Origin of the sequence: Vibrio sp. ZOR0018, from assembly GCF_963865925.1 — a bacterium.
In the GTDB taxonomy this organism is placed as follows: Bacteria; Pseudomonadota; Gammaproteobacteria; order Enterobacterales; family Vibrionaceae; genus Vibrio; species Vibrio anguillarum.
In genome coordinates this window covers 18,393-39,601 of the sequence record NZ_CAWMCN010000073.1, presented here as the reverse complement: position 1 = coordinate 39,601, position 21,209 = coordinate 18,393, and the positions used below count along the sequence as shown (strand labels likewise).

Sequence of the window (21,209 nt, the reverse complement as noted above, 5' to 3'; positions counted from 1 at the left end):
GCACTTCTTTTTATTAAAATCATATAATTAGCCAGAAAAGTAATAGCTATATTAACATTTTTTAATTTAATCTTTACTTAATAATAATTTGATCTTGTGGGAAGAATATAAATTAACACTCTATTTATTTCTTGAAAGAATAGCATTCGGTGATATTGTGTTTTTATGTAGAGTTATTGCTCTATGTTGTGATTAAAAATATTAAGGGTTCATTATGAGATATATAACACCCGTTTCATTACTGCTTGTGGCCACTATTATGGGGTGCAACTCAGAAGAAGCGACAACCAGTAGCACCAGCCAATCCAATGCTGATGCGATTGCACAGCAAAAAAGAGCGTTAGCACTGCAACTGAGTGAAAGTTACGCCGAGCTTGAAACCACACTTAAAACTGAAATCAGCGCGCAAAACCTATCCATTTCTGTTTCCACTTTGTTTGAAGAGCAGCCTGATTCCGATTTTAGTCAACAGATGGTTGTAGCAGACGCGCAAATTCGTTCAATGAAAGGCATTGAGGATTTTACTGAGCAATTGCTGCAACTGCGTATTGCCGATGCGTCGATGATTAAAGAATGGCAAGAAGGGCAAAGCCCGTTGTTTGCTTTTGAGCCCAAAGGTAATGATGCGTCTTGGCAATATATTGAAGCGTTTGATGTGTACGGACAGGTGCATCAACTGGATGTATATCAAATGCCAGATGTACCCGTTTTCGTGGTTGATAGTAATAGCGAAGTGGAATTGCGCGCAGGCTTACAAGCAATGCGTGCACAGATGAACGCATTGGGTCAATCGACCACATTGACCACAGTAGAAAGTGGTAGCGTCGCCGCGCAAGCGATGGCCCGCAGCAGCGATAATCGCGCTGAGCCTATTTCCACCACAGTACTGAAAAAAATTCGTTTAGCGGATGACAAAGAACCGTGGATCTCTGGAGCGGCTGAAATTTATGCGATTGTTACAGGCATCAATCCAAGCCGAGATGAGCCGACCATTGACTTAGTTGAAATGCCTTATTTGGATTACGACAAGCAAGATTACTTCCCAAATCAAGTGATGATCCAATGGTCTCGTTACCGTTGGGGCGCAGCCGATCTTATCTTGATGGAGCAAGATGATGGTACCGACTATAAGGAGCTGGCTAAATTACTCGTCAAAGTAGCGGAAGAAGTGCTGAAGCTTATCCCTGATCCAGAAGTGCAGGCGTATGCGATTATTCCGCAAATCACGGGCAAGATCATTGATGCGATTCCCGATGGTTTACTGGTCAACGACGACGATTATGTCGATGTCTTTTACACCTTGATGCAAGACACCAGCTATGTTGATCATCCTGGAGCGAGTGGTAACGCAGTGGCCACTTTTGAGCCTTTGACGATTAACCCGACACGTCCATAACATTTCTCTCCCCCTAGAAAGCGAGCGCGAATCTCTTATTATCGCTCGCTTTTTCATCATTCTTGCTGCTTCTGATCATCATGGCCGATTTTGATGTGAATAGGGTTGCTTGAACGACGGTCAACGATTATATTACCCGAACTTAATGCGAATGCTTATCAAAATCTGTCGCAGTTATTTTGAATGGGAACCTATATGAAATCGTTGTTTAGTTTGGCAGCACTTGGCTTGCTTACCTCTTTTACTCTCAGTGCTAAAACCGTTTCTGTGGAGCATCAACTCGGTACCACGACGATCGAGCAAAATCCGCAACGTGTGGTTGTCATTGGTTTGGGTGCGTTAGATACGTTAGATCGCTTTGGTATTGAACCTGTCGCGGTATCGAAAGTGACTGAACTGCCGAATTATTTAGCGAAGTACAACAGCGATACATACGCACCTGCCGGTTCTTTATTTGAGCCTGATTTCGAAACCATTTATATGCAAAAACCGGATGTGATTGTGATTGGGCCGCGCGCCGCAACCAGTTATGACGAGCTATCTAAAATTGCACCAACTATCGTTTTTGCAGCCGATGCAAGCCAAGGCTACTGGCAGAGTACACAACAGCAGTGGCGTAATCTAGGCAAAGTATTTGCTATTGAAGACCAAGTGGAAGCCAAAATTGAAGATTTAGATAAGCAGTTTCAAGCACTTCGTAGCTTTAATCAGAACAACCAAATCGATGCGCTCACAGTGATGAGCTCTGGCGGTAACATTACCGCTTTTGGGCCTGAATCACGTTTCTCGGCGGTGTATAAAGATTTTGGATTCAAAACGACCGTCGATAGCATCAAAGCGACACGCCATGGCGATCTAATCTCTTATGAATTTATTCGCGAACATGATCCTAAAACCTTATTGATCATTGATCGTGATACGTTGGTCAACAAAGGGCAAAGTCACACTCGCCAAGAGTTTGAAAATGACCTGATCAAAGCGACGGCGGCCTACAAAAATAAAAGCATGGCGTTTTTAGACCTTAATGCTTGGTACCTATCCATTTCTGGTGTGACTGCTACAGAGCAGATGATCAGCGACGTTAGAAATGCTGTACACATTCACTAATTTGCCACAAACAAGCTGAGGTTAGCTTTGAAAAAGTTATTGCTTGCTTTGTTGGTAGTCAGCCTATCTTCACTGTTTGTGGGGGTAGGCAATCTATCACTAATGGCATTACTGCAAGGGGATGCCCATGCTTGGCAACTGCTCTTTACCAGTCGGTTGCCACGTTTGTTGGCGATTGTTTTAGCAGGGGCAGGGCTCAGTATCGCGGGTCTTATTATGCAGCAAATCAGTCAAAACCGATTTGCCGCGCCTTCTACCTCCGGTACCATTGAATGCGCCATGCTGGGCTATGTGTTGAGCTTAGTCTTTTTTGGTCACGGTGAAAGCTTGTGGCTTATTTTCTCGGTTTCGATTGCGGGCACTTTGCTGTTTGTCCAACTGATTCAGCGCGTGCAGTTTAAAAATGCCATTTTTGTCCCTTTGATCGGCATTATTTTTGGTAATGTGGTGGAATCCGCCGCCTCCTTCATCGCTTACAAATACGATGCGATACAAAACCTTTCTAGCTGGACGGTAGCCAATTTTGCCAATTTGCTGAAAGGGGATTTCGAACTGCTCTATATTGCGATTCCGGTTGCCCTCTTTAGCTATTTGTATGCGGCGCGAATTTCGGCCGTCGGCATGGGTAAAGATTTTGCTGTGAACTTAGGGCTTAACTATCAGCAAGTGCTGGTGATTGGCGTTTGTTTAGTGTCGATGATGTCTGCGACGGTTGTGATGATTGTCGGTCAACTGCCTTTTTTAGGGTTGATTGTGCCTAATTTAGTCAGCCACTATTACGGCGACAACTTACGTAAAAATATCCCTCGTACGGCCATTTTCGGTGCGTTATTGGTGCTGCTATGTGATTTGGGCGGCCGTTTGATTATTTTCCCCTATGAAGTGCCGATTTCGATGATCATCAGTATTCTCGGTGGCAGTGTATTTATTGTGTTGCTGTTGCGAGGACAACGCCATGGGTAAGTCTGTATGTGCGAGCATCACTTTGCGTGATCATAGCAAACTGTGGTTACTGGTTTTGGCTTCTCTGCTTTTTGCTGGGTTATTTATTGGTGTTGGATTGAACGCCGGCAACTATCACTATTTTCTTTCTCGTCGTGTACCCAAAGTATTGGCGATGGTGTTAGCGGGCATTGCCATTGCGCAGTCTTCTCTAGCATTTCAAACCATTACCCACAACCGAATTTTAACGCCCAGCATTATGGGGTTTGATTCACTCTACTTGTTTGTGCAGGTGTTAGTGGTGACTCTTTTTGGTGGCCTAAGTAGCTACGCGCTTAATGCTTATCTCAATTTTTCGTTGTCCGTTGCTGCCATGTTGCTGTTTTCTAGTTTGTTGTTCGCTTTTTATTTTCGTAAGCAGCAGAGCAACTTAATGGTGTTGTTGCTATTAGGAGTCATTCTGGGGCAACTGTTTTCCAGCATTTCCTCCTTTTTGATCATGCTGATGGATCCGAATGATTTTTCATCGGTACAGCCCAATATGTTTGCGAGCTTCAACAACGTGAAAGTGGAACTTGTGTATTGGGTAACACCATTACTACTGCTGGTTTGCTTTGGCCTGTTTCGCCTGCATCGCGTGTTGGATGTTTTATGGTTGGATAACGATAACGCGGTCAGTTTAGGGGTGGATGTACGCCGAGTGACGCACCATGTATTGATGCTTAGTGCGGTATTAATTGCTATTTCTACAGCTTTAGTTGGGCCCGTGATGTTCTTTGGCTTATTGGTCACCAACTTAACGCGCGAGTGGTTTCGTTCATACCAACACCGAACCTTATTGATTGGTTGTTCCGCGATGGCGGTGTGTGCATTGCTTTCAGGTCAATGGGTGGTTGAAAAAGTATTCCAGTTTGAAACAACGCTGAGTGTGGTGATCAATTTCATCGGAGGTCTCTATTTTCTCTCCCTCCTTTTACGTAATAAAATGGTTTAATTTCATATGATTCAGCTAGATAAACTGACTAAAGTGTTTGGCCAACAAGCCGTTGTGGATAAGGCCTGTGCGCAGTTTGAAAAAGGCAAGGTCACTTCAATTATTGGCCCTAATGGCGCAGGGAAAAGTACCTTACTGTCGATGGCCAGCCGTTTGGTCAGCCGTGATAGCGGTAAAGTTTGGATTGAAAGCAAAGAGCTGGTTGAGTGGGATACTAAAGCGTTGGCTAAAAAGCTGTCGGTTCTGCGTCAAGCCAATACTCTGACCATGCGTTTTACCGTGAAAGAGCTGGTGGCTTTTGGCCGTTTTCCTTATTCGCAAGGCAAGTTAACGGCTAGCGATCATGCGATGATTGAACAATCGATCGAATATCTTGATCTGAAAGCGATAGAAGATAAATACCTAGACGAACTGAGTGGCGGCCAACGCCAGCTGGCTTTTATTGCCATGGTGATCGCCCAAGATACCGATTACATCTTTCTCGATGAGCCATTGAACAACCTCGATATCAAACACTCATTGCAGATCATGGCCACTATTCAGCGTTTAGCACATGAGTTGAATAAAGCGGTGGTCGTGGTGATTCACGACATCAATTTTGCATCCTGTTACTCCGATTCCATCATTGCGCTGAAACGAGGCCAAGTAGTAGCAACTGGCACAGTACAAGAGGTGATTCAATCGTCGGTTTTGAGCGATATCTATGAAACGCCGTTCAACGTATTAGAAATAGAAAGCAAGCGTATTTGTATGTATTACACCCATTGATGCGGTTTAACTGCCGGTGTGCGTAACGTTACGAGTACTGAACAGAACGCTTTCGATTCACCGTAAGCCCCCTTTTTACTGCCTAATGTTGCCAACGCAAAATGGTGGAAGCGCAGACATTTACTGCGCGCTACAGGATGGACTTAAATATTGATATATTTCTCACTTCAAAAGAAATAATAACTTGCCTCAGATCAAGAAAAAATCGTTTGGCATGATGCTGAAACTAAAACAAAGTTGAAAGATTAAAAAATTATTGAATAATGAGGGTCACGTAAACCAAGAAGTTGTATACTTCAACACTTAGTCTAAAACAGGAAACTTACCCCATGTCGAACTCGTTTGTTTTGGTTATTAACTCTGGCAGCTCATCACTGAAGTTTGCGGTGATTGATTCAAATACGGGGGATGCCGTACTGAGTGGTCTAGGTGAATGCTTTGGGCTTGATGATGCCCGTATGAGCTGGAAGTTTAACGGAGAAAAAGCCAATTGTGCGATTCAAGGTGAAGCGAATCACCACCTGTTGGCGGTTGCAAAACTGGTTGAGCTCGTGAAAAGCTACGGCTTGATTGATGACGTCGTTGCGATTGGGCACCGCGTAGTACATGGTGGCGAGAAGTTTACTAAGACCGTTAAGTTAGACGAAAAAATCGTCAACGAAGTTGAAGCGCTTAGTGATTTAGCACCGTTACATAATAAAGCACACGCGATTGGTATGCGCGCGGCAATGCTAGCGTTTCCTGAGTTACCGCAGTTTGCTGTTTTTGATACCGCTTTCCACCAAACCATGCCAGCAAAAGCCTACACAGGTGCGATTGCAAAAGAGCTATACACTGAGTTTGGTATTCGCCGCTATGGTTTCCACGGAACCAGCCATTATTTTGTGAGCCGTGAAGCGGCAAAAATGATCAACAAGCCAGTTGAAGAAAGCAGCTTTATTTCTGTTCACCTTGGTAATGGTGCGTCAGTGTGCGCAATTAAAGATGGCCAGAGTGTCGATACCAGTATGGGTTTTACACCGCTTTCTGGTTTGATGATGGGCACTCGCTGTGGTGACCTTGACCCCGGCATCATTGAATTTCTATTGAAGAAGGGCTGGACACAAGAACAAGTGTTTAATTCATTGAACAAAGCCTCTGGTTTCTTGGGTGTTTCTGGTTTAACCAGCGATGCACGTGGCATTCTAGAAGCCATGGAGCAAGGTCATGAAGGCGCTACATTGGCCTTCCAAGTCTTCACCTACCGTGTGGCGAAATACATCGCGTCATACCTTGCAGCGCTTGATTCGCTCGACGGTATTATTTTCACCGGTGGTATTGGCGAAAACGCATTGCCTATTCGTCGTGAAATTCTACGCAACCTGAAAATTCTTGGTTTTGTGGAAGATGAGCAAGGCAACGAGCAAGCTCGATTCGGTAATGCTGGCATTATCGCAAAATCAGACATGCTAAATGCAGTAGCGCTTGTGGTACCAACTAACGAAGAATTCGTGATCGCTCAACAGTCGGTTGAGTTGCTATAATTACATTTAAAATCAAATAGATAAAAGCGAGTTTGGTGCTCGCTTTTTTTGTACTCATATGTTGGATAGACCATCGCTAAGGATGTGCATGGCGACACACCCATGGCTTACTAAATTGCCTTCTACAATTCATTTTGTGCCCTCAAATCAACAAGGTTCGTGTTGACTTGTTTATACCCCATTCCTTTTCAGGATCCGTCTAATTAATTTTTACCTAAGTCAAACACTGTAATACTTAAAGTAATGCGTTCAACTCTCATACGACAGAGCCGAACCGCATTGCCTTTATTTTTTCACTTCTTTCTCATTTATTTGCGTTTGACTAAGCCAAAATGCTTCTTACCGCGCTTAATCAACCAGTATTGATCAAACAATGGGAAACCTAGCAGTGAATTATCTGGTGTTATTTTTTCACCATTTACACTAATCGCATTGTCTTCAATTAGCTCTCTGGCGATGCGTTTTGATTTCGCTAACCCTGATTCGACCAACAATTCTACAATGTCTTGCTGAGTGCTTTCGATGCTTGGAATACCATCTAGCTCTAATTGTTTGAGTTCACTATAACTCAGCTTCTCAAGGCTATTTGCGAATAATGCTTGTGTAATACGCTCTGCGCTGAGTAGCCCTGATTCACCATGAACAAAACGAGTCATATTCTGCGCCAGAATCTTTTGTGCCTCGGGTTTACCGTTGCTTGACTTATCCTGCCATTCTATCTGATCGATTTCTTCACAGGTTAAGAATGTGTAGTATCGAAGAAGGTTATAAACATCGGTATCCTCAGTGGATAACCAAAACTGATAAAACATATACGGTGATGTTTTTCAGGGTCAAGCCAAACGGCTCCTCCTTCTGTTTTACCAAATTTAGTACCGTCAGATTTCGTTATCAAAGGTAGGGTCAAACCAAACACTTGTTCTCCATTCTGACGACGTGTTAAATCAATACCGCTGACAATATTTCCCCATTGGTCATTACCACCAATTTGTAAGCAACAACCATGGTTTCGATTAAGCACCGAAAAATCATAGGACTGGAGTAAACTATAACTAAATTCTGTAAATGAAATGCCCTGTTCAGGCCTTTGCAATCGTTGTTTTACCGACTCACGGCTGATCATATTGTTGACTGAAAAATGCTTACCGACATCACGGAAAAAATCGATGACATTAATATCTCTCATCCATTCTGCGTTGTTGACGATAGTCATGGGCTTGCTTAAATGAGGAGCTAGCAACTGCTCGATTTGAGTAGTGAGATCTTTGACCCAACTGGCTACCGTTTCTTCAGTATTCAAACTGCGCTCTACAGCTTTGAAACTTGGGTCGCCAATCATACCCGTTGCGCCACCAATAAGCGCTAATGCTTGATGTCCGGCATCTTGAAAACGCTTGAGCATAATTAGAGGAACTAAGTGCCCAATATGAAGGCTACCAGCGGTAGGATCGAAACCGCAGTAAACTGTTTGTGGCTGGTTCAGTTGTTGCTGTATTTGGTCTAAATCACTGGTTTGAGCAATTAATCCGCGCGTTTGTAGTTCCTGAATGAATGTCATCTATCACGTATTCTCTGTAATGAATAATGTGATGTACAGATTACGAATAGAACCTTATGCGAGATATATCCTTAAAGGGATAATGAGTTCATTTAGTGGGTAATAATATGGTTGAGGAAGATTTGAAACAGTTCACTGAGTGACGATACCCTCAGTTGAGCATAGATACGCTTTCGGTGATTTTTTACCGTTCCTTCTGTAATGTCCAACTGTTTTGCTATTTCTTTGGTATCAAGTCCTTGCAATATTAAACGGGCTATTTGTTTCTCTCTAGTTGAAAGTAAATCTTTGCCAAAAGAGTGCAGGCCATCTTCTATGAACTTTCGTTTTTTTACTGAGTAGGATTCCGGAGAAAAGACAGGTTCCGCAAGAAGGAATTCAGTTTGCTTCCAGTGTTGTTGACATAGCGATTGAATGACTGAGAAGTATGATTTTAACGTTTTTACATTTAATGGCGAAAATAAATTGTCTTCATGGGTGCAGCCTAAATAGATAAGGACCCAGCGAGTTGCTTCAACTTTAATAAGAATACTTAACTCATCTTTCCAGCCGGTTTGTAGATAAAACTGATTACAGTATGTTTGATAATCCATATCCCGTTTGGCTACGTCTTTTAATGAAAAAACGCCTTGCTGCTCATTAATAGCGAGCATTTTGTAGAATGGGTCATCTTGAAATGCAGAAGTGAGGTAACGGTCAAAAAGTAATTCTCGATTATTTTTAATGGAATCATAAAGATAAATGGGATGTTTATCTGTACGCAGGCCGAGAATTACCGCACAGTCATAATTCACTAGAGAAGCGATGAAAGCCATTAGATTAGGCGTAAAACTCGGTGATTTCAGAGAAGAAATAGAGTCAGCGAGTAGATTGTTAAATTGCGATTTAGTCATAACGTATAAGATGAACAATAAAGGCCTACAGCATAACGTAACTACTTAAGTTAAGTTGCTCAAAGATGAGCTTATTCAACTCGCCTCTGGCTAACAAATTTATGCTCCTTTTTAAGCTTGCGCAAAAGAACGCTGATAATCCAAGCCAGAAAAGAGCCCGACCTTTACTAATGACAGACTGCGCAGCATCGATGCACGGTTTCTCCCAAAAGCTTTCACTTTGAATAGTACTTCCTTTACGCGCACACTGCATAGCTATTCGTTAAGTGGGTTGTTCATTCTGTAGTGATTGAATCCACATTGTGGCTAGTAGCCAATCAGCTATCAAATCTGAACTCATTGTTCTATTTCTCAATAATCTTTTAAAATTTTGAACCATACACTGTGTTAGGGGGACATATGTCCTCTGCTCGCAACACGAACCAACATTAAGATTAACCTCAACTTAGAGCAACCACGGAACGACATTATGTTTTTTTTAGAATTCTTTGATATAAATAACACGCTTATTAACTTTCCAATTGGAGGTGGCTATGCCATGTCTTGGATTGAAGCAGTAGGAACTATATTTGGTCTGCTTTGCATTTGGCATGCGAGCAAGGAGAAAACAATCAACTACGCATTTGGACTGGTAAATGTAACTCTTTTTGCAATCATTTTTTACCAGATTCAGCTATACGGCATTTTGCTTCTTCAACTGTTTTTCTTCTGCATGAACATATATGGCTGGTACGCATGGACGAGACCAACTTCATCCGATGGGGATATGCTAGAAGTAAGGTGGCTAGATAAACAGAAACTGGTGTTTCTTGCTGGTACTTCAGTGCTAGCGATCGGGCTGCTTACGCTTTTCATTGACCCGTTCTTTTTCGCGTTGGCAAGCATCTCTGTGAGTTTTATGAACCTATTTGGCGCTGGCATCGCAGAACCAGTATTAGAACCTGACGCTTTTCCATTCTGGGATGCAATAATGACTGTGTTGTCTGTTATTGCTCAGGTGCTAATGACACGTAAGTATGTAGAAAACTGGATTCTATGGGTTGTCGTAAACGTTATTAGCATAGGTATCTATGCAGCTCAGGGCGTGTACGCGCTATCTATCGAGTATGCAATTTTGCTATTCATTGCAGCCAATGGTACACGTCAGTGGATTAGAACAGCAGAAAAGAATAAGCAAAGTTCTGTGACTCAAAAAAAGGTTACTGCATGAATAAACAGCCTCATATTTGTGTTGATAGCACACAGGTCTCTGAAAAAGTTATAGTCTGTGGGGAGCCTGACCGAGTCAATCGAATTGCATCGCTGCTGGAAGATTCTGTGCTGGTAGCAGAAAACCGGGAGTATCGTCTAATTAATGGTACCTACAAAGGACAAAAATTCACTATCTGTAGTACTGGCATTGGGGCTCCATCGATGATTATTGCTTTGGAGGAGCTTCGAAGCTGTGGAGCAAAGTACATTATCCGAGTAGGTTCAGCGGGGGCTTTGCAACCAAATATTGCATTAGGGGACTTAATACTCGTTGAAGCCGCAGTTCGAAATGAAGGAGGCTCCAAAGCATACGTGAGTAGTGAGTATCCAGCAATTTCGGACATAGATATCATTATAAGCCTGAGAAAAAACCTAAGTAGTACTGGGCATCGATTCCATAGTGGGATTATTCGTTCCAACGATAGTTTTTATACTGATGAAGAAAATGATATTTGTCGGTACTGGAACAATAAAGGTGTGTTAGGTGCAGATATGGAGACATCGGCACTACTTACAGTCGGTAGACTGAGAGGGCTTAAAGTCGCCTCAATATTAAACAATGTTGTTTTATATGAGCAGGATGTAAAAGAGGGGATTAATGAGTATGTTGACTCAAATGATTCAATGATGAAAGGTGAAGTCGCTGGCTTCAAGGCCGCATTGAACGCTCTTAGCGAACAATCCTAGATAGATCAATTCGGGAGCAGTTAATTAATGCTCCCTTTCTTGCATTTTTTTGAATTATCCGCGCGATGAAGCGCCTATAGTATAGTCGTCAGATATCGTTAAGTGGAATGAAAGAATGCAACTACAACCGTACACTTTGAATCGATTTTCTTTGTATCTTGACAAGCACTTTGATGAGTTTAAAGAAGCCATCTCCGAGTGCATCACTGAGTCGAGGTATTTTCATAAAGGAGATGCCATTCTTGAACAAGGGCAAGAAATGGATTTGCTTGCTATTGTTCCCCGAGGTCGAATTTCGGTAAATATCATTGCCTCAAACGGGCGTCGATTTCAGCTAGGTAAAGTAGATTGTGATCATCAAGTTCTGGGCGAAATGGAATTTTTTACTAAAACGCCCTGTCAGTGGAATATCATTGCTGATGATGAAGGGATGGATATAGATTTTCTTTCTGCCCAAAAGCTTGAAAAGCTCCTGATCCAACGCCCGGAGTTTACGATGTTTTTTGCATCGGCTTTATCGTTTGACTACCAAGACTCAATGGATATTTACACCAATCGTCTCCTACATTCCATCACTCATAACATTGCCAATGATCTTTTGCTGAGGAATAAAAACAGTGTAGTACTTGACGCCTTTAGCACATTCTCTCAAGAGGCTGAAAGATTTGGTACATCGGGTCGTGTTTATCGTAGGGCGATTAAGGTCTTGATTGATAAAAAACTAATCGTAAAAGACGAAGGTTATTTGAAAATTATTGATATCGAGGCTTTAAAGGATTTTTTAGCCGAACAATAGGCCAACGATACCTTAAGTTTTGATGGATATGCCCTTATGAAAGTAGATATACATATCTATAGCATTAATATGCAAATTGTTGGCATGCCCGACATATTTGATATGCGCGAAACTGTCCAAAACCTTTCATTTTCGGCACTGGTGCCGCTCTACATTTTGGGATACTAAAAGTTATTTCAGGATCGCTAAATTAGAAGAAGTCCTGACAAAGTTACGTCCAAATCCCTGTTAGCGGATACGATACTAATGGAAACCCAACTAACGAAGAATTCGCGATCGCCTAACAGTCGGTTGAGTTGCTATAATTACATTTAAAATCAAATAGATAAAAGCGATTTTGGTGCTCGCTTTTTTGTGCTCATATGTTGGATAGACCATAGCTAAGGATGTGCACGGCGACACACCCATTACTAATTCTATTGACTTCTGCAATTCATTTTTTTGCATCTAAGTTAGCGAGGTTAGTGCTGGGTTGTTGATGTCCCGTTACTGGTTAGGGTAAATACTCATTCACACTTTGTTAATACGATTTTGCCTTACTAAAAGTAATATTTTTCTGTATAGAGAAGTACTTTGATTAGATGATCAACAGAGCCAATGGTTTGTGATTAATGATGATTCTTTAAATGGTTATCGAAACTTTTTAGCTGAGCGAGCTTTCTCCTGAACGGAGTTCACCATCTTAGTAAACGCACGGTCTTTCGCTCTTTTCTCCGCTAACGTCGCACTGTTGTGAGCCTCTTCGCGTAATAGCTTTTTGTAATTATCTAATCGCCTAGAGGATAGTTCTCCTCTTTCTACTGCTTCTCTGACCGCACAACACGGTTCATTCTCATGCAGGCAGTCACTGAAACGACATTGAGAAGCGAGTGATTCAATATCTGCAAAAGTGAGTTGAATCCCTTCTTTGACATCACTCAGTTGTAACTCTCGCATTCCTGGCATGTCCATCAACAGACCACCTCTGGGTAACCATTTAATCGCACGATGGGTAGTGGTATGGCGACCTTTGCTGTCTTGTTCACGAATATGGCCAGTTTCCATTTCATGGCGACCAAGTAAGCTATTGACCAGTGTTGATTTCCCGACACCCGATGAGCCGAGAAACGCAATGGTCTTGCCTTTCTGACAGTAATTTTCCAATACAGAAACGTCTTGGCTATCCAACGCGTTAACACAGTGAACGCTCAATAGCGGGTCAAGCTTTTGTACTTGCTCACGAATATCATCAGGATCAGGGCATAAATCGGCTTTTGTCAGCACAATCACCGCTTGAGCACCCGCTTCATTGGCCAAAGCCAAATAACGCTCAATGCGATTTAAGCTGAAATCTTCATTGAATGAACTGACGATAAAAACACAATCAATGTTGGCTGCGATTAGCTGTCGCTTGAGAGTGCTGCCAGCCGCTTTTCGCTGGAATAAGGATTGTCTTTCGAGCACACGAAGTATTCGCTCGTGATCGAACACAATCCAATCGCCCACGCATACCGCTTCGAGTTTCGGCGGGAGATTCAATCGCAACGTCCCGTTGTCACTCATCAAAACAACGTCAGATTTATGATGTTCGATGATTCGACCGAGCGAGCCGTTCTCTAACTCTTCTAAAGTCAGTTGCTGCTGGAAAAAAGGTCGCATACCTAACTCTAGTAATGAAGGAGCGTTCATGTTCACCACCTACCAATAATAGGGATTGTCGAGGGCGGGTAAACATGTTGGTTTACCCGCAACGTGAGGGATCACTCCACCAACTAAAGATTGTGCAATAAACACATAAAGATCCTCATCTTTGGTTGGTAAAGTGAGCAAGTCTTCCACGAGTTTCGCAATTAATGCACCTTCTTCTTTACCTTCTGAATCCGAAAATGTGTCATTGAGCAGTGTAATGATTTCTTGAGCTTGTTCTTGTTTGTACAAAGCGTATTTCATATATCTATCTCTAGTTTGCAAGTTTTAAAATAAAGTACTGATAGGTAAAGTCTTTTTCGGCAAATCGCTCATAAATCGAAATCTCTTTGTTAATGTCCAGCAATGCTTGGGACGCAGGCATAACAGCTTGTAATTCCTCAACTCGGTCTTGCAGCGGTTGCCAGTAGTTTTGCCATGCATCGACGCCCAATGAGAAGTGTTCGATCACATCGTAGCCATGCTTTTTGAACAGAGCGAGCCGTTTAGGTATCGATTGAATGTCTGGGTAGTCTGCCAGCCAATACTGTTTTGTCTCTTCGTCGGGAGAGTCAGTCAGCCACACCAAGTCACTCACCATCAACACGCCATTATCTTTTAACAGCGGCTTCCATTGTTTTAGTGCGTTCTCCATTCCCATAATATAGACGCAGCCTTCCGCCCAAATGGCATCAAAACTCTTTGCCTGAAAAGGCAGTTCCGTCATGGAGGCACAAACAGGAGAAATTCGCTCATGTAACTGTGCGTTTTGGATTTTTTTATTGAGCTGTTCGATGGCAATAGGCTCGTTGTCCACGGCGGTAATGTGCGCGGTACTGTTACCGGCTAGCAGTAATGTTGAGGTGCCCGTACCACAACCAATGTCTAAAATATCGGTCATTGTTTGGGGCGACATCAACGAAATCGCTTTTAACGAGTCCTTGTGACTCCCTGGCCCCCATCTTTCTAATGTTGCAAAGACCGTCATAAAGTCTTTCATGTAATTCTCGTGTTCGTTCATATCTTTTGATAACCACTTTAATCTGAGCGCTTCTTTTTCACTGTAACCCTGCGTACTTAACCAGTTTAAGTAAGCGCTAGGCGCACTTTGACTCAGAGAATGGTGTAACTCTCTTTGAGGGCGTTCCCCAAGTAATGCCAGTAGCAACTCACGAGCGTGGATTTTTTTATCAATCTCATGGTTGAGTTGCTGGAGCCGATTTTCCAATAAGCTTCGGCTTAATTTGGCGTCCAAGCATTGTTTGCACTCTTTCAATGAGAGTCCTGCGCTTTGAAGTTGTTGAATCAACATCAGTCGCTGCAAATCGTTTTCGCTGTAATAGCGGTATCCATTGTCAAGGCGCTGACCGTTAATCAGCCCTAACTTCTCGTAATAGAGTAAGGTGGTGCGAGATATACCCGCCTTTGCTGCCAGTTCCGAAATCAAATACATGTGAGATTTGACCTAGATGTTGTTTGTATGTCGAGAGTATGAACTATGGAGTAGTAGACAGGTCAAGTGGCCGTGTTCGAATTTTTCGCCAACAGTGGCAGAAGTGAGGGGATGGTGGTGAGGACTGCGGATTATTTTGAGATATTAGTCGGTAGCTAGTAGCCAGTTTTCAATACCAGAGCTTATTTATGAATAGATAAATTAGCAAAATCACTGGCAACCTATTGTCCAAATTCCTGTTAGCAGATGCGATACGAATATAAACCCAACCAATGAAGAGCTGGTAATTGCTCGTGAATGTGTAGAGCACATCTAACGCCGTAGACCTTGTTCCCTATCTTAAAGCCTGAACCCAAGCGTTCGGGCTTTGTCTTTAACACACTGACTGATAAGTAAAAGCAGAGTTTTCTACTCGCTTGAACAGATATGACCTCTAGTTACTTAGTATTAGAAATAGTGTGTTTTAGGTTTTACTCAACTATCTTTAACAGCATAACAATATTCATATAAACGAATGGCTTTAATGATTGTGTTTGGAGAGCGCATTTATGCAGTGGATTAAAGACTTATCGATTACCCAAAAAATGATTTCGCTAATTACGCTAATGCTGTGCCTAATTGTTGGTGTTGCAAGCTTTAGCGCTGTAAAAATGAATCGTATTGCGCTTGAAATTGAAGAAATCGCGGATGAAAGTACTCCTTTAATCCGGTTGACGTCGGATATCACCATCAAACAGTTGGAAAGCTCGATCGTGTTAGAAAAGGCTTTTCGACTGGCTAAAATCCCTGTCGAAGGCAACTCACAAGCGCTGAAAGACCTTACTCAGAAGACAGAAAACATCGCAAAAGTGTTGGAGTCTGAATTGACACAAGCGAAGCAAATACTTAGTGATGCAAAGAAGCATCGTCAAGCGAAGGGTGTTGATCAAGAGAGCCAAAACCGATACCAAACATTTGAAGCGTTAGAACGTTCTTATCACCAGTATGAGGTGGCATTATTTCAATTACTCAAGCGCTTAAATAGTAATGAGCCAGTAGAACAACTTGCGCCGCAAGCACTCGCACTAGAAAATATGCAAAAGTCATTTAATACCGAAATTGAACATTTTCTACGCGATTTAGAGCAAAAAACAGCAACCTCTATTCTCATTACTGAGGATGAAGAACACAGAGCATTGCAGGGCACAATAACATTAGCTGTCGTTTCGATAATTCTTGGCCTTGTTATGGGGACGTTACTCAGCCGTCAAATTGTTCGCTCTGTGCTAAAAGTGAGAAATATAGCGGCTAAAATGGCAAATGGTCATTTTGATCAGCACATTGTGCCAGAGTCAAAAGATGAGATCGGCCAGTTGACGCAAAGTATGAACACCATGGCGGACTCGTTGAGTAAAACCGTTGGTGAGGTGATTCAAAGAGCAAACAGCATTGCAGGGCTGGTGACGGAATTAAATGTGTTGGCAGAGAATAACCGTAAAGCGATGCTTGTACAGCAAGAGAGCACTCAGCAAGTTGCGGCTGCAATGGAGCAAATGGCATCAACGATTACAGAAGTGGCGAGTAATGCTGAAGGTGCCGCGGAGTCGACTACTCGTGCAGATAACAGCGTTAAAGCGGCTTGTGAGACGACGGATGTGACACAAAAAATCTCCCATCAATTGGTGATTAACGCGGCTAACTCACAGAAAATGATCTTAGAGTTACAAGACAGCACACATAAAATTCAGAATTTCGTTTCAGTGGTTGATTCGATTTCAGAGCAAACCAATTTGTTGGCACTCAACGCTGCAATTGAAGCGGCAAGGGCGGGTGAACAAGGAAGAGGATTTGCGGTTGTGGCTGATGAAGTGCGCGCTTTGGCGTCTCGCAGCCAAGAAGCGACTCATGAAATCAGCAGTTTGATCCAAGTGTTGGTGAATAAAGCTCAAATTGCTGCAAAATCGATAGAAGATAATGACCAGCAGATCAGCGAATCATCAACACTCGTCGATAGTGCAAAAGCTCAGCTCTATTCGATAGCGGGAGCGTTAGACGAACTGATGCAATCGAACTTGCAAGTCGCCTCCGCCAGCGAGCAACAAGCCGTGAGTGCTGAAGAAGTCAGCCAAAATTTGTTAGGTATTCGTGATTCAGGCGACAAAGTATTAGTGAGCACAGAAGAAACCGCTAACGCTAGTAATGATTTATCACAGCAAGCCAATGATTTAAAAGCGTTAATGAGCCAATTTAGTGTGCGTAAATTAGCTTAACGTCAATAGTATTCGGATAGAAGAAAGGGCGACGTTGCTGTTCGCCCTCCTGATATCAATTATCTCTTCAATGTGCTGAGGACTTTGACCTTAGCAAAGGCATGGGCCTTTTTAACGAATATGGTTTTGACGTATTTAGCTTTGACGTAGACGTATATAGCTTTAACGGACGTAGCTGCTTAATCTGGATTGCTTGTTTCTTCGCCCATTGAATATGACAAATCTCCATTGCCAAACCAAACGCCATCGCAAAATAGACGTAGCCTTTATTGATGTGCAGCTCAACACCTTCCGCGATTAACAAACCGCCCAGCATCATTAAAAACAGTAATGCCAGCGTTTTAAAACCCGGATAACGGGTGACTAAGGCGTTAATGCGCGCTGCGGTTAATATCATGATCACCGCAGACGCTAAAATGGCCGCGACCATGATAGGAATGTCGTTAGTTAGACCCACCGCAGTGATTACCGAATCCATGGAAAATACCGCGTCAACCGCGACAATTTGCAGTAACACGACCGCAAGGCCAGCACTCACTGTCGTTGTATGTGAATGCTCATCAGGCATTAGCCAGTTCCACAACTCTTTTGCTGCTTTGAATAACAGAAAAGCACCGCCGAAGATGAGGATAAAATCTCGTCCAGATAATTCGTTGCTAAACCAAACGACTATCGGTGCAGTTAACGACATCAGCCAACTGATAGAAAAAACCAAACCAATCCGAGCGATAACCGCTAACAAAATGCCTAAGTTACGCGCAAGCGGCCGCTGCTGAACGGGGAGCCGTTCACACAAGACGGAAATGAACACTACATTATCAACGCCAAGAACCACTTCTAAAGCAAGCAGTGTGGCAAATATCGCCCAAGTTTCGGGTAGTAGGAAGAGTTCTAACATGTGGCCTCCTTAAATAAGGGGGCACGGTGAAGGGGGGGATCAGTAAATATTGGTCGCCTGAAGGGGTCGTCCATTGTCAATAAAAGCCTCTGTTGCTAAGGAAGCGACAGTAAATCATTGACTGAACCACAAGACAAGAGGGCGATTTGTAACAAAATACATATTCATCTTATCGAACAACGCCCTACGAGCTATTTGTTCGCTCGCAGGCTAATTGTATCTTCAAAATGATGAGTCTTATTTAAATCTCGCTTTGCGATAGAACCTTAGTTTGCCGTGTTGATGAGGTGGCGCATAGTTGAACACTGTTCTCCGGGGTAACCAGGCAGAGCCTTAGCGGCTGAGCTACATGCCAGTTGTGCAGCTTGTTCGAGTCGTTCTGGGAGCGTACTCGCATTGACCGGCACCCAATTCATTTGCTCCCCAAGCCAGCTAGCCCAAGCAAACTCAACAAAATAAACCTGTTCATGCTTGCTGTAATAACCGGCATCTTGTAGTTCACCTGCCAAAGAGCGGTAGGGGTAGTCGGGTAGCTTACTTATGTGTACAGGTAATTGATCGGGAGTTAGCGGGGCTCCTTTTTCATCGCGCAGCCATGTCCAGTGGTTGCCTTGCATGTCTTGCCAAAAATTCTCCTTGTTGTCGAGGTGAGCAAGGATGTGGACGGTCACCTCTTTCACACCTTGCTGCCAAAGCGCCTTAGTCAGATGATGTCGGTCAACCAACCAATACTGGCCATCAGCATCTACGATTACCGGAATCTTTTTCTTTTTCATGTACTTTTTAAGTTGTGCTGGGCTTTTTGTCGCCAGTTTGGCTTGTGTTTTATCAACTTGTTGTTGACCAACCCCGGCCTGAGTGGGGTGTAGCTGATTAATATCCAGGCTGCACCAGTCCCCTATGCCACTGTCTGTCCCGCAAGGAGCGAGTGCCCATGCTCCCTGACTGATGATTGCGGCGGCAAGCAATATCCATCCTTTGCTCAACATACTATTCCTTTTGAATGATGACGGTACCAATGCAATCAAATGCATTGTTGAGTATTCAATATGTAAAAGTGAAAGTTTAGCCTTCACCGACCCTCTGCCTTGCATTGTAGGAGTTTGAAGCCTAACGGTACAGAAAACATCGATAAGGTGTTGGAGAATTTATCAGTCGGTATGTAGTTTGATAAAAATCAAAGGGTTACAGTGAGGTCGTAAAGTTATAACTTTGAATGAATGCATTAACGTTTACCATTTGGAGTGTGTTTCAGAGTAGAGTGATTAGCGAGCCGTCAACACACTTTTGCCCCATTATGTTCCTCCCCCTTTCAGGGGGAGGTTAGGAGGGGGTGCTGCTAGCAACCAACCAAGAAACACCCCTCCCCTTGAAGGGGAGGGGATTAGTTTCGTGAGCGTTGAGAGTATGCTAGTTATGATGAGCGATATAGTTTGCTGAAACATGTGATATCCACTACAACCCCCAAAATTCTCTTTATTCGTTTTCCTCATAAATCAATACCTTGCGTAGTAAATCGGCAAGTTGATCTTGTTCTTTTTTAGTCAATACATTCAGCATTTTATCCATGTTTTCAACATGATCGTTTAACGCAGTATCAACACACTTAACACCTTTTGAGGTCAAAGTGACTTTGCAGCTTCGCCGGTCGTGTTCGCTATAAATACGCCCTACCAATCCTTTTTTTACTAACTGATCTAAACGCGTACTTACAGCGCCTGAAGAAAGCATGAGTGTCTTATATAACTCTGTTGGTGTAATACCGGAAGGATCGCTTCGACGCATCGTTGCTAAAATATCGAACTCGATGCTGCTTAACCCATGTTCTTTAAACACCTTATCCATTTTATTCTTCCAGACATTACTGGTTCGACGTAAACGTCCAATGACTCCCATAGAAGAACAGTCCAGATCGGGTCTGACACTTTTCCACTGAATCAAAATGGAATCGACATTATCCAATGACATTTTATCTCTCCTATAAATATCTTACTAAAAAGATACTTGATCGTAAGTTAAACATCTATTACTTTAAAGAAAGTATCTTTCACAAGAGATATTTTTAATTTTAAGGAATCATTATGAAAGGATTACATCAGATAAGGACAATCGGTTTAACCGCTATAGCGCCGATTGTCTGGGGAAGTACTTATATTGTTACCACTGAGTTGTTGCCAGCGGAGTCGCCGTTGCTCGCATCAACAATTCGAGCTTTGCCGGCAGGTTTGTTTCTAGTCTTAATTAGCAAGACGTTACCTGATAGCAAGTGGCTGAGCCGTCTTGCGTTACTTGGCTTTTTAAATATTGGCTTGTTTTTCTACTGTCTATTCTTTGCTGCGACTTATCTACCTGGGGGGATGGCGTCGATAGTGATGTCTATCCAGCCTATGTTCGTACTCCTACTAAGCTGGAAGTGGCTAAAATCAGAGCTATCATCGCGTCAAATTTGGGCTAGTGTGGTTGGAATCTCAGGTATTGTCTTGCTGGTCATCAACAGTGCTGTACAGATCAATTTATTAGGAGTTGTTGTTGCTTTTATTGGTACATTAAGTATGGCTTCTGGGGTTGTATTAACAAAAAAATGGGAAAGACCTAGAGAGATAACTTTATTGAGTTTCACCGGTTGGCAACTGCTTTTTGGTGGATTCATGCTGCTGCCAGTGGCCTTATGGGTTGAAGGGCTTCCTGAACATTTAAGTTTGTCAAATTATATTGGATATCTGTATCTGAGTGTAATAGGCGCAATTTTAGGCTACTCCTTATGGTTTCGAGGAATAGAAAAGCTGCCACCGGTTACCGTTTCTTTTCTCGGTTTTCTCAGTAGCGTATCTGCATGTGTGTTGGCTTATCTCATTCTCGATCAAACCTTAACTTGGCTTCAATTATTAGGGGCAATGTTTGTCCTAGTTGCTATCGCTTTGGCAGCCCCTCGTACAAATTCGTCATCTGATAAAGCTAATAATTTACTTTTAAAAAGGAACTAATATGAAGATTACAATTATATAAGAACCACATTGTAATGGATCATT

At 42.7% G+C, this 21,209-nt stretch carries 19 protein-coding genes and 1 pseudogene; 12 read left to right on the top strand and 8 right to left on the bottom strand.

Annotated features, from left to right (window positions below):
• Positions 1 to 214: 214 nt before the first annotated feature.
• From AACR75_RS03040 to AACR75_RS03015, 6 genes are all read left to right on the top strand, one after another.
• Positions 215 to 1,396 carry a DUF3103 domain-containing protein gene (locus AACR75_RS03040; RefSeq protein ID WP_047688656.1) on the top strand — a complete coding sequence of 394 codons (1,182 nt, stop codon included), beginning with the start codon at positions 215 to 217 and terminating at the stop codon, positions 1,394 to 1,396.
• Positions 1,397 to 1,591: 195 nt separating this feature from the next.
• Entirely contained in the window at positions 1,592 to 2,503 is a 912-nt protein-coding gene (locus AACR75_RS03035) for a siderophore ABC transporter substrate-binding protein (protein WP_026028180.1), read from the top strand.
• Between the two features lie 27 nt (positions 2,504 to 2,530).
• Positions 2,531 to 3,466, top strand: coding sequence for an iron chelate uptake ABC transporter permease subunit VctD (vctD, locus tag AACR75_RS03030; RefSeq protein ID WP_047688653.1), 936 nt, complete (start codon positions 2,531 to 2,533; stop codon positions 3,464 to 3,466).
• A 22-nt stretch (positions 3,467 to 3,488) separates the two neighbouring features.
• Positions 3,489 to 4,439, top strand: coding sequence for an iron chelate uptake ABC transporter permease subunit VctG (gene vctG / locus AACR75_RS03025; protein WP_047688834.1), 951 nt, complete (start codon positions 3,489 to 3,491; stop codon positions 4,437 to 4,439).
• 6 nt (positions 4,440 to 4,445) lie between these two features.
• A complete protein-coding gene (vctC, locus tag AACR75_RS03020; protein ID WP_047688650.1) occupies positions 4,446 to 5,207 on the top strand; it encodes an iron chelate ABC transporter ATP-binding protein VctC in 762 nt (253 codons plus the stop codon).
• Positions 5,208 to 5,536: 329 nt separating this feature from the next.
• On the top strand, positions 5,537 to 6,730 hold the full coding sequence (locus tag AACR75_RS03015) for an acetate/propionate family kinase (RefSeq protein WP_026028183.1): 1,194 nt from the start codon (positions 5,537 to 5,539) through the stop codon (positions 6,728 to 6,730).
• A gap of 308 nt (positions 6,731 to 7,038) precedes the next feature.
• Here AACR75_RS03015 and tyrS read toward each other — a convergent pair.
• Together tyrS and AACR75_RS03005 are read right to left on the bottom strand one after the other, a co-directional pair.
• Positions 7,039 to 8,288 (bottom strand): annotated as a pseudogene (tyrS, locus tag AACR75_RS03010) (tyrosine--tRNA ligase).
• Positions 8,289 to 8,380: 92 nt separating this feature from the next.
• The gene (locus AACR75_RS03005; protein WP_047688647.1) at positions 8,381 to 9,181 is read right to left on the bottom strand and encodes a response regulator transcription factor; all 801 of its coding nucleotides are present in this window, start codon (positions 9,179 to 9,181) and stop codon (positions 8,381 to 8,383) included.
• A gap of 469 nt (positions 9,182 to 9,650) precedes the next feature.
• On the opposite strand from AACR75_RS03005, the gene pnuC reads away from it, so the two are divergent.
• The 4 genes from pnuC to AACR75_RS02985 all read left to right on the top strand — a co-directional run bounded on the left by pnuC (position 9,651) and on the right by AACR75_RS02985 (position 12,083).
• Positions 9,651 to 10,391 (top strand): nicotinamide riboside transporter PnuC, encoded by a 741-nt coding sequence (pnuC, locus tag AACR75_RS03000; RefSeq protein ID WP_047688642.1) that lies wholly within the window; start codon positions 9,651 to 9,653, stop codon positions 10,389 to 10,391.
• Complete coding sequence (locus AACR75_RS02995) at positions 10,388 to 11,119, top strand: nucleoside phosphorylase (RefSeq protein WP_047688639.1); 732 nt, start codon at positions 10,388 to 10,390, stop codon at positions 11,117 to 11,119. The genes pnuC and AACR75_RS02995 overlap by 4 nt, the downstream gene beginning before the upstream one ends.
• A 115-nt stretch (positions 11,120 to 11,234) precedes the next feature.
• A complete protein-coding gene (locus AACR75_RS02990) occupies positions 11,235 to 11,915 on the top strand; it encodes a Crp/Fnr family transcriptional regulator (protein ID WP_047688636.1) in 681 nt (226 codons plus the stop codon).
• A gap of 36 nt (positions 11,916 to 11,951) precedes the next feature.
• Positions 11,952 to 12,083, top strand: a complete 132-nt coding sequence (locus tag AACR75_RS02985) for a hypothetical protein (protein WP_269413153.1) — start codon at positions 11,952 to 11,954, stop codon at positions 12,081 to 12,083.
• A 462-nt stretch (positions 12,084 to 12,545) separates the two neighbouring features.
• Here the strand turns inward: AACR75_RS02985 and rsgA are convergent, their stop codons facing one another.
• From rsgA to AACR75_RS02970, 3 genes are read right to left on the bottom strand one after another with little or no spacing between them, the layout of a single operon-like run.
• On the bottom strand, positions 12,546 to 13,583 hold the full coding sequence (gene rsgA / locus AACR75_RS02980) for a ribosome small subunit-dependent GTPase A (RefSeq protein ID WP_047688634.1): 1,038 nt from the start codon (positions 13,581 to 13,583) through the stop codon (positions 12,546 to 12,548).
• A gap of 9 nt (positions 13,584 to 13,592) precedes the next feature.
• Positions 13,593 to 13,844 carry a hypothetical protein gene (locus AACR75_RS02975; RefSeq protein ID WP_047688632.1) on the bottom strand — a complete coding sequence of 84 codons (252 nt, stop codon included), beginning with the start codon at positions 13,842 to 13,844 and terminating at the stop codon, positions 13,593 to 13,595.
• Positions 13,845 to 13,854: 10 nt separating this feature from the next.
• The gene (locus AACR75_RS02970) at positions 13,855 to 15,033 is read right to left on the bottom strand and encodes a MerR family transcriptional regulator (protein ID WP_047688629.1); all 1,179 of its coding nucleotides are present in this window, start codon (positions 15,031 to 15,033) and stop codon (positions 13,855 to 13,857) included.
• A 548-nt stretch (positions 15,034 to 15,581) separates the two neighbouring features.
• On the opposite strand from AACR75_RS02970, the gene AACR75_RS02965 reads away from it, so the two are divergent.
• Positions 15,582 to 17,282 carry a methyl-accepting chemotaxis protein gene (locus AACR75_RS02965; RefSeq protein ID WP_047688627.1) on the top strand — a complete coding sequence of 567 codons (1,701 nt, stop codon included), beginning with the start codon at positions 15,582 to 15,584 and terminating at the stop codon, positions 17,280 to 17,282.
• 67 nt (positions 17,283 to 17,349) lie between these two features.
• On the opposite strand, the gene AACR75_RS02960 is transcribed toward AACR75_RS02965, so the two are convergent.
• The 3 genes from AACR75_RS02960 to AACR75_RS02950 all read right to left on the bottom strand — a co-directional run bounded on the left by AACR75_RS02960 (position 17,350) and on the right by AACR75_RS02950 (position 20,148).
• A complete protein-coding gene (locus AACR75_RS02960) occupies positions 17,350 to 18,180 on the bottom strand; it encodes a TerC family protein (protein WP_047688625.1) in 831 nt (276 codons plus the stop codon).
• 266 nt (positions 18,181 to 18,446) lie between these two features.
• Entirely contained in the window at positions 18,447 to 19,169 is a 723-nt protein-coding gene (locus AACR75_RS02955; protein ID WP_047688624.1) for a ParB-like protein, read from the bottom strand.
• Between the two features lie 487 nt (positions 19,170 to 19,656).
• Positions 19,657 to 20,148: a MarR family winged helix-turn-helix transcriptional regulator gene (locus tag AACR75_RS02950; RefSeq protein ID WP_017045337.1), complete on the bottom strand. Its 492-nt coding sequence runs from the start codon at positions 20,146 to 20,148 to the stop codon at positions 19,657 to 19,659.
• A 113-nt stretch (positions 20,149 to 20,261) separates the two neighbouring features.
• On the opposite strand from AACR75_RS02950, the gene AACR75_RS02945 reads away from it, so the two are divergent.
• Positions 20,262 to 21,164: a DMT family transporter gene (locus AACR75_RS02945; RefSeq protein WP_047688620.1), complete on the top strand. Its 903-nt coding sequence runs from the start codon at positions 20,262 to 20,264 to the stop codon at positions 21,162 to 21,164.
• The last annotated feature ends 45 nt before the right edge of the window (positions 21,165 to 21,209 follow it).

Excerpts from the sequence above, each read along its gene's own strand:
- rsgA (WP_047688634.1), bottom strand. The coding sequence starts at position 13,583 with ATGAACGCTCCTTCATTACTAGAGTTAGGTATGCGACCTTTTTTCCAG.
- AACR75_RS03035 (WP_026028180.1), top strand. The coding sequence starts at position 1,592 with ATGAAATCGTTGTTTAGTTTGGCAGCACTTGGCTTGCTTACCTCTTTT.
- pnuC (WP_047688642.1), top strand. The coding sequence starts at position 9,651 with ATGTTTTTTTTAGAATTCTTTGATATAAATAACACGCTTATTAACTTT.
- AACR75_RS02990 (WP_047688636.1), top strand. The coding sequence starts at position 11,235 with ATGCAACTACAACCGTACACTTTGAATCGATTTTCTTTGTATCTTGAC.
- AACR75_RS02965 (WP_047688627.1), top strand. The coding sequence starts at position 15,582 with ATGCAGTGGATTAAAGACTTATCGATTACCCAAAAAATGATTTCGCTA.
- AACR75_RS02960 (WP_047688625.1), bottom strand. The coding sequence starts at position 18,180 with ATGTTAGAACTCTTCCTACTACCCGAAACTTGGGCGATATTTGCCACA.
- AACR75_RS03040 (WP_047688656.1), top strand. The coding sequence starts at position 215 with ATGAGATATATAACACCCGTTTCATTACTGCTTGTGGCCACTATTATG.
- vctC (WP_047688650.1), top strand. The coding sequence starts at position 4,446 with ATGATTCAGCTAGATAAACTGACTAAAGTGTTTGGCCAACAAGCCGTT.
- AACR75_RS02950 (WP_017045337.1), bottom strand. The coding sequence starts at position 20,148 with ATGTCATTGGATAATGTCGATTCCATTTTGATTCAGTGGAAAAGTGTC.
- AACR75_RS02995 (WP_047688639.1), top strand. The coding sequence starts at position 10,388 with ATGAATAAACAGCCTCATATTTGTGTTGATAGCACACAGGTCTCTGAA.
- AACR75_RS02955 (WP_047688624.1), bottom strand. The coding sequence starts at position 19,169 with ATGTTGAGCAAAGGATGGATATTGCTTGCCGCCGCAATCATCAGTCAG.
- AACR75_RS02945 (WP_047688620.1), top strand. The coding sequence starts at position 20,262 with ATGAAAGGATTACATCAGATAAGGACAATCGGTTTAACCGCTATAGCG.
- AACR75_RS02975 (WP_047688632.1), bottom strand. The coding sequence starts at position 13,844 with ATGAAATACGCTTTGTACAAACAAGAACAAGCTCAAGAAATCATTACA.
- AACR75_RS02985 (WP_269413153.1), top strand. The coding sequence starts at position 11,952 with ATGAAAGTAGATATACATATCTATAGCATTAATATGCAAATTGTTGGC.
- AACR75_RS02970 (WP_047688629.1), bottom strand. The coding sequence starts at position 15,033 with ATGTATTTGATTTCGGAACTGGCAGCAAAGGCGGGTATATCTCGCACC.
- AACR75_RS03005 (WP_047688647.1), bottom strand. The coding sequence starts at position 9,181 with ATGACTAAATCGCAATTTAACAATCTACTCGCTGACTCTATTTCTTCT.
- AACR75_RS03015 (WP_026028183.1), top strand. The coding sequence starts at position 5,537 with ATGTCGAACTCGTTTGTTTTGGTTATTAACTCTGGCAGCTCATCACTG.